The organism is Hymenobacter coccineus (assembly GCF_001816125.1).
GTDB classification, from domain to species: domain Bacteria; phylum Bacteroidota; class Bacteroidia; order Cytophagales; family Hymenobacteraceae; genus Hymenobacter; species Hymenobacter coccineus.
The window spans coordinates 1-6,798 of the sequence record NZ_MDZA01000123.1 but is presented as its reverse complement, the minus strand read 5'-3'; the positions used below and the strand labels follow the sequence as shown (position 1 = coordinate 6,798).

The window sequence follows — 6,798 nt, the reverse complement described above, 5'->3', positions numbered from 1 at the left end:
GCCCGCGCCGCGCCCGGTGTTACCGGGGCCCCGCCGCCCCCGGCCGTACCTTGCCGGCCCCAACCGCTGCCCTTCCCGATGCCCGCTGCCGCGCCCGCCGTTCTACCTCCCCCCGCCCCTGCCGCCACCGCCACATTTCTGGCCGACACGGCCCGCCACCTGCTGGAGCGCTACGGCGCGGGCCCCGACGACGAGCTTTCGGAGCTGGTGGTGGTGGTGCCCACGCGCCGCGCCGTGGTGTATTTGAAGAATGAGCTGGCCCTGGCCCTGCCGCCCGGCCAGGCCCTGTGGGCCCCGCGCGTGGCAGCTATGGAAGACTACATGGTGGAGCTGGCCGGCGTGCAGGTGGAGGAGCCCATTGCCTTGCAGCTGCTGCTCTACGACATCCTGAAGGGCTACGACACGGGCCTAAACTTCGACCGATTCGTGGGCTGGTCGGGCCTGCTGCTCAACGACTTCTCCAACCTCGACCAGAACCTGGCCCAGCCGCGCAAGGTGTTCGAGTACCTCAGCCAGGCCAAGGCCCTGGAGCGCTGGAAGCTGGAGGCGCTGCCCGAGCGCAGCCACCTGGCGGGCCGTGCGTTCAGCTTCTGGGACCAGCTCGAAAAGGTGTACCGCGAATTGAAGCGCCGCATGCTGGCCCAGCACCTCGCCTACCCCGGCCTGGCCTACCGCTTGGCCGTGAAGAAGTTGCAAAAGCGCCTGGACGCGCTGGACGCCGACCCGGGGGCCCCGGCCGTGGCCCGCCACGTGTTTGTGGGCCTGGGCAACTTGTCGAAGGCCGAGGAGAAGCTCATCCGCCTGCTCTACCGCGCCGGGCGGGCCGAGCTGCGCTTCGACGGCGACCCGTTTTACTTGGCCCCCGACTCGCCCAACCGCGCCGGCCAGCACCTGCGCCAGTACGCCAAGCGCTGGGACCTGCCGCTGGGGGCCCTGGGCGGCGGCACCGAGTGGCTGCGCGGCCACGCCCACCACGTGCGCCTGCTGGGCGTGGCCAACCCCAGCATGCAGGGCAAGCTGGCCGGCCAGCTGCTGGCCGAAGCCCGCCGCGACTACCCCACCGCCACCGTGGCCGTGGTGCTGCCCGACGAAACCCTGCTGCTGCCCGTGCTGCACGGCTTGCCGCCCGACGCCGTGCCCGCCTACAACGTGACGATGGGCCTAAGCTTCCAGGCCACGCCGCTGTTCAACCTGGTCGATTTGCTGTTTGAGGTGCACCTCACCGGCATCCGGGAGGGCAGCGCCGAAACCGGCTACGGCGTGCCCCGCTACCATCACCTGGCGGTGAGCAAGCTGCTGGCCCACCCGTTTCTGCGCCGCTACCAACTCTGGCTGAACCAGCAGCCCGACGAGCAGTACCACGGCATATTGGACCACGTGTGCCGCGAAATTGTGCGCTTGAACGCCGTGCTGCTGCCCGCCACCGATTTACTGGCCCTGGGCAAGCACCAGCCGCTGCTCGAAGCGCTGTTCCAAACCTGGAACAACTGCGACGACATCATCAAGGCCTGCTACGCGCTGATTGACTTGCTGCACCAGGTGTACGCGGCCGAAAAGCCCAGCCCCGACCACGAGCCCGCCCTCGGCGCCGAGTACCTGTACCTCTTTTATACGCTGGTTAAGCAGCTCGATTCGGCGTTCGATTGCCGGGAGCAGCGGCTGTCAGTAGCTTCGTTCCGGCGGTTTTTGTACGAGCAGATGGCGCGCACCCGCCTGCCCTTCGCCGGCGAGCCGCTGGCCGACGTGCAGGTGATGGGCCTGCTCGAAACCAGGGCCCTGGACTTCGACCACGTCATCATCCTGAGCTGCAACGAAGGCGTGCTGCCCGCGCCCAAGCGCCAGCAGTCGCTGTTTCCGTACGACGTGCTCCAGGAGTTTGGCTTGCCCACCAACGTGGACGCCGAGGCCGGCACGGCCTACAACTTTTGGCGCCTGCTGCAACGGGCCCAGCGCGTGGACCTGGTGCACGTGCTGCCCGGCGCCGAGGGCACCAAAAGCGGCGAGCGCAGCCGCTTCCTGCTGCAACTCGAAAACGACCTGCGGCCCCAAAACCCGCTGCTGACGGTCGACGACCTGACCGTGGCCGTGGCCGACACCGCCGAAGCCACGGCCAGCTACGCCGGCGACTTCGTGCTGGAGAAAGACGAGGAGTTGCTGGGGGCCCTGCGCGGCGTGCTGGAGCGCAACATCTCGCCCTCGCGCCTGAACGATTTTTTGGCCTGCTCGCTGCGGTTTTACTTCTCGAAAGTGGCCCGCTTCCACCAGAACGAGGAAGTGGAGGAAACGCTGGAAGCCAGCAGCTTCGGCACGATGATGCACGCGGCGCTGGAGAATCTGCTCCGTCCCTTCGAGCAGGACGCCCGCGCCCTCACCGAAGCCGACTTGCCCGACCTGCTCGCCCAAGTGCCCGCCGAGGTAAATAGGGCCCTGCGCCAGGACGACACGGAGCGCTACGCCCGCCCCGACGAGGGCCTCAACCACGTGTACGGCCAGGTGGCCGTGCGCCTCGTGGCCCGCTACCTCCAGGGCTTGCCCACCCGCGAGGGCCTGCCGTTGCGGCTGTTCAGCCTCGAAAAGCCCCTGGCCGCTACCGTGTTTGTCGACGTGCCCGGCTCGGGGCCCCTCTCGGTGCGCCTCTTCGGCATGGCCGACCGCGTGGACCAGCTCCCCGACGGCCGCCTGCGGGTGGTGGACTACAAAACCGGCCTAGTCGATGCCAACGAGCTAAACCTGAGCGGCTACCGCAACCGCTACTCGCCTGCCGAAGCCACCGAGCGCCTGCTCGCCGAGGCCAGCAGCAGCGCCGACAAGGTGCGTCAGCTCTGGCTCTACCGCTTCATGCTGGCCAGCACCGAGAAGCGCGAAACCGCCAACACCGCCATCGTGTCGATGCGCAACCTCGACGCCGGCCTGCTCTCCGCCGACTTGTCGTTCCTGACCAGCGAAGGCCAGGATTTCGTGAAGACTTCCGAGGAATTAATCTCGAAAATTGTGCTTAAAATCCTCGACCCCGCCGAGCCTATTCGCAAAACCGACGACTTCGCCAAGTGCGAATTTTGCGACTACCGCGGCATTTGCGCCCGGTAACCCTTTGCCCTTAATCTGTTTCATCACCGCCCCGTGGGGCCCCACCCCTTCCTAATATGTCCGCCGAAAACACCGCCGCCAAAGACGAATTCATGCAAGCCGCCATCGACGAGGCCCGGATGGGGCGCGCGCAGGGCGGCATCCCCATCGGCTCGGTGCTGGTGCGCAACGGCCAGCTCGTATCGCGCGGCCGCAACAAGCGCGTGCAAGAAAACAACGCCATCAAGCACGGCGAAATGGACGCCCTGATGAACGCCGGCCGCCAGCGCACCTACCGCGACACGGTGCTTTATACCACGCTGATGCCCTGCTACATGTGCGCCGGCACCATCGTGCAATTCAAGATTCCGAAGGTCGTCGTGGGCGAGTCGCGCACGTTTGGCGAGTCGAAGGAATTTCTGGAAAGCCACGGCGTGGAGGTCGTTATCCTCGACTTGCAGGAGTGCGTAGAATTGATGAACGAGTTCATCGCGGCCGAGCCCACCCTTTGGAACGAGGACATTATGGAGTTGTAATTGAACTTTGGACCGCCTGGAATGGGTAGTTTGCGTATGCGGGGGCAACTCCCCGCCCGCTTCCCTCCATGCCGTCCATTCCCCCCCTCTCCTCCGCCCCGAGCCGCGTTGACGGCCGCCTGAAAGTAACCGGCCAGGCGCGCTACGCCGCCGAGCACCGCGTGGCCGGCTGCACCTACGGCGTGCTGGCCACCAGCACCATTGCCCGGGGCCGCATCAAGCGCTTCAACACCAAGGCCGCCGAGCGGGCCCCGGGCGTGCTGGCCGTGCTCACGTACCTGAACGCGCCCAAGGTGCCGGCCTACGCCAGCGCCACGGCTAACCACAACGACCGGGTGGAGGGCCAGGAAATTAAGGTGTTCTACGACGACCAAATCCACTTCAGCAACCAGCCGGTGGCGCTGGTCGTGGCCGAAACCCTGGAACAGGCCCAGCACGCCGCCGCCCTGGTGCGGGTGGAGTACGCAGCCACCACGCCTGAAACCGACCTAGGGGCCCATTTGGCCGACGGCCAAACGGCCAAGGGCGAGCCCGACTACCTGCGTGGCCAGGCGGGGGCCTACGCTGGGGCCCCGGTGCACACCTTTCAGGAATACCGCACGCCCATTCAGGTGCACAACCCCATGGAAACCCATGCCACGGTGGCCCTGTGGCAGGGCGAGCGGCTGACGGTATACAATAAAACCCAGGCCCCCAAGCTGGCCCAGCAGGATTTGATGCGCATGTTCCAGCTGCCCGAGAGTCAGGTGCAGGTGCACTCGCCGTTCGTGGGCGGGGCCTTCGGGGGGGCGTCGCGCATTTGGCCGCCCGAGGTGGCGGCCATTTTGGGGGCCAAAAAGGTGGGCCGCCCGGTGCAGGTGATGCTGGGGCGCGAGCAGGAGTTCAACATGGTGGGCTACCGGCCGCGCTCGGTGCAGCAGGTGGGCCTGGGGGCCCAGCGCGACGGCACGCTGGTGGGCATCACGCACCTGGGCCACGGCAGCAGCTCGCGCTACGAGCTGTTTTCGGAGCGCATGCTGCACCCCACCAAAACCGGCTACGCCTGCCCCAACCTCGACGCGCGCTACCGCGTGGTGCCCCTCGACCTGAGCACGCCCGCCTGGACGCGGGGCCCCGGCGAGGCCAGCGGCTCGTTCGCCATCGAGTCGGCGATGGACGAACTGGCCTACGCCCTGAACATGGACCCGCTGGCCCTACGCCTCAAGAACTTCGCTCCCGCCGACCCCGAGAAAAACATTCCGTGGAGCAGCAACCGCCTGCGCGAATGCTACGCCCAGGGCGCCGAGCGCTTCGGCTGGAAGCAGCGGCCGGCTTCCCCGCGCTCGATGCGCCAGGGGCCCTACTGGGTGGGCTGGGGCATGGCCATGGGCATTTACAAAGCCGAGCGGGCCCCCGCCACCGCCCGGGCCCAACTGCGCGCCGACGGCACCTTGCTGGTGCAAAGCGGCACTGCCGACGTGGGTCCCGGCACGGCCACGGCCATGACGCAGGTGGCCGCCGCGGCGCTGGGCATTGCACCCGGCCAGGTGAAGTTCGAACTGGGCGATTCGTCCCTGCCACCGGCGGCGGGCCAGTTTGGTTCGCACACCATGGCCTCGGTGGGCACGGCGGTGCACGCGGCGTGCACGGCGTTGCAACAGCAACTCAGGGCCCTAGCGGTGCAGACGGGCCGCTCGCAATTTGGCCCGGCCAAGGCAGAGGACTTGGTGGCGGACAACGGGGCCCTGTACCAGGCCCGCGACCCGGGCCGCCGCGTGTCCTTCGCTGAAATACTGCGCCTGCACGACCTGCCGGCCCTGGAGGTGACGCAGGAAGCCAAGCCGGGCCCCGAGGCCAAGGAAAACTCGGGCAAGTCGTTCGGGGCCCACTTCGTGGAGGTGCTGGTGCACGCCCGCACCGGCGAGGTGCGCGTGACGCGGGTGGTGTCGGCCATCGACGCGGGCCGGGTCATCAGCGCCAAAACCGCCCGCAGCCAGGTGCTAGGGGCCGTCACGTGGGGCATCAGCATGGCCCTGATGGAGCAGGCCGTGCTCGACCACCGCTACGGCCGCTTCGTAAACCACAACCTGGCCGAGTACCACATCGCCACCCATGCCGACGTGCCCGACATCGACGTCATCCTGCTCGACGAGCCCGACCCCGTGCTCAACCCCATCGGCGCCAAGGGCTTGGGTGAAATCGGCCTCATCGGCTTCACCGCCGCCGTGGCCAACGCCGTGTTTCACGCCACCGGCCAGCGCATCCGCGAGCTGCCCATCACGCCCGACAAGCTGCTGGGCGGCGGCGTGAGCTAGGAGGAAAAATCACCAACCGCAGCCCGTTGCAACACCCCGTTTTGGGGCCCCCAGCGGTGCCTGGCGCGGCGCTGGCCCTAAACGGGGGCCCCGGCCAGCTGCCGCAGCACCTGCGCCGTGGCCCACTGCCCCGATTCCACGGCCCCGTCGAGCCGGCCCCACTCACTGAGCGAGGTTTCAGCGCCGGCCCAGTGCAGGGCCCCGGCCCAGTGCGGCTGGCGCAGCAGCGCGGGGCCCCGAAGCGGCACCGCGGCTGGGGCTGGCGCGTCACCGGGCACGCTGGTCAGGGGCTCCTGGGTCCAGTCCAGCTCGTGGTAGGCCAGCGCATTTAGGGCCCCGGGGCCGAACAAGCGGGCCAATTGGGCCAGCACCGCCGCCTGCCGCTCGGCCACCGGGGCAGCCCGCAGCGGGTCTTCGGCGGCGAAAAACCCGAACAACGCCCCCCGCGGGCCCGTGGCCGGCGAGGCGTCGTGAATTTCGACCAGGGGCCCCACCTGGCTCACCGCAAAGCCTGACCAGCCCTGCGCCCGCCAAAATGGCTCGTCGTACATTACCACGCTTTTCATGGCGTGGCTCATCCAGGTGGGCACAGCCTGCATCGCCTCGCGCAGCGGCGCGGGCAGCGCGGGCGCAAACCCGATGCTGTGGGCCACCAGGCGCGGCGGCAGCGCCAGCACTACGGCCGGGGCCCGGTGCTGCTCGGTGCGGCCGGCCTGCTCCACCGTTACCTCCACCCCAGCCGGGCCGGGCAGCTGGCGTAGCTGCGTCACGCGGGCCCCAGGTGCAGGCAGCCGGCCGGTAGCTGCTGCGCCAGGGTGCGGCAGAGCGCGGCCGCCCCGCCCGCCACGCGCAGGTACCCCGCCGAGCCCGACGGGTTCGGGGCACCCCGGTGCACGCCCTGA

Annotated in this window: 4 protein-coding genes; 3 read left to right on the top strand and 1 reads right to left on the bottom strand. The window is 68.6% G+C overall.

Annotation, left to right across the window (positions count from 1 at the left end; genetic code table 11):
* Positions 1-78: 78 nt before the first annotated feature.
* The 3 genes from BEN49_RS09340 to BEN49_RS09330 all read left to right on the top strand — a co-directional run bounded on the left by BEN49_RS09340 (position 79) and on the right by BEN49_RS09330 (position 5,896).
* On the top strand, positions 79-3,087 hold the full coding sequence (locus BEN49_RS09340) for a PD-(D/E)XK nuclease family protein (protein WP_070742757.1): 3,009 nt from the start codon (positions 79-81) through the stop codon (positions 3,085-3,087).
* Positions 3,088-3,143: 56 nt separating this feature from the next.
* Entirely contained in the window at positions 3,144-3,602 is a 459-nt protein-coding gene (locus BEN49_RS09335; RefSeq protein WP_070742756.1) for a nucleoside deaminase, read from the top strand.
* 68 nt (positions 3,603-3,670) lie between these two features.
* Positions 3,671-5,896, top strand: a complete 2,226-nt coding sequence (locus BEN49_RS09330; RefSeq protein ID WP_070742755.1) for a xanthine dehydrogenase family protein molybdopterin-binding subunit — start codon at positions 3,671-3,673, stop codon at positions 5,894-5,896.
* A gap of 77 nt (positions 5,897-5,973) precedes the next feature.
* Here BEN49_RS09330 and BEN49_RS09325 read toward each other — a convergent pair whose 3' ends face one another.
* Positions 5,974-6,666 (bottom strand): flavin monoamine oxidase family protein, encoded by a 693-nt coding sequence (locus tag BEN49_RS09325; protein WP_070742754.1) that lies wholly within the window; start codon positions 6,664-6,666, stop codon positions 5,974-5,976.
* Positions 6,667-6,798 lie beyond the last annotated feature (132 nt).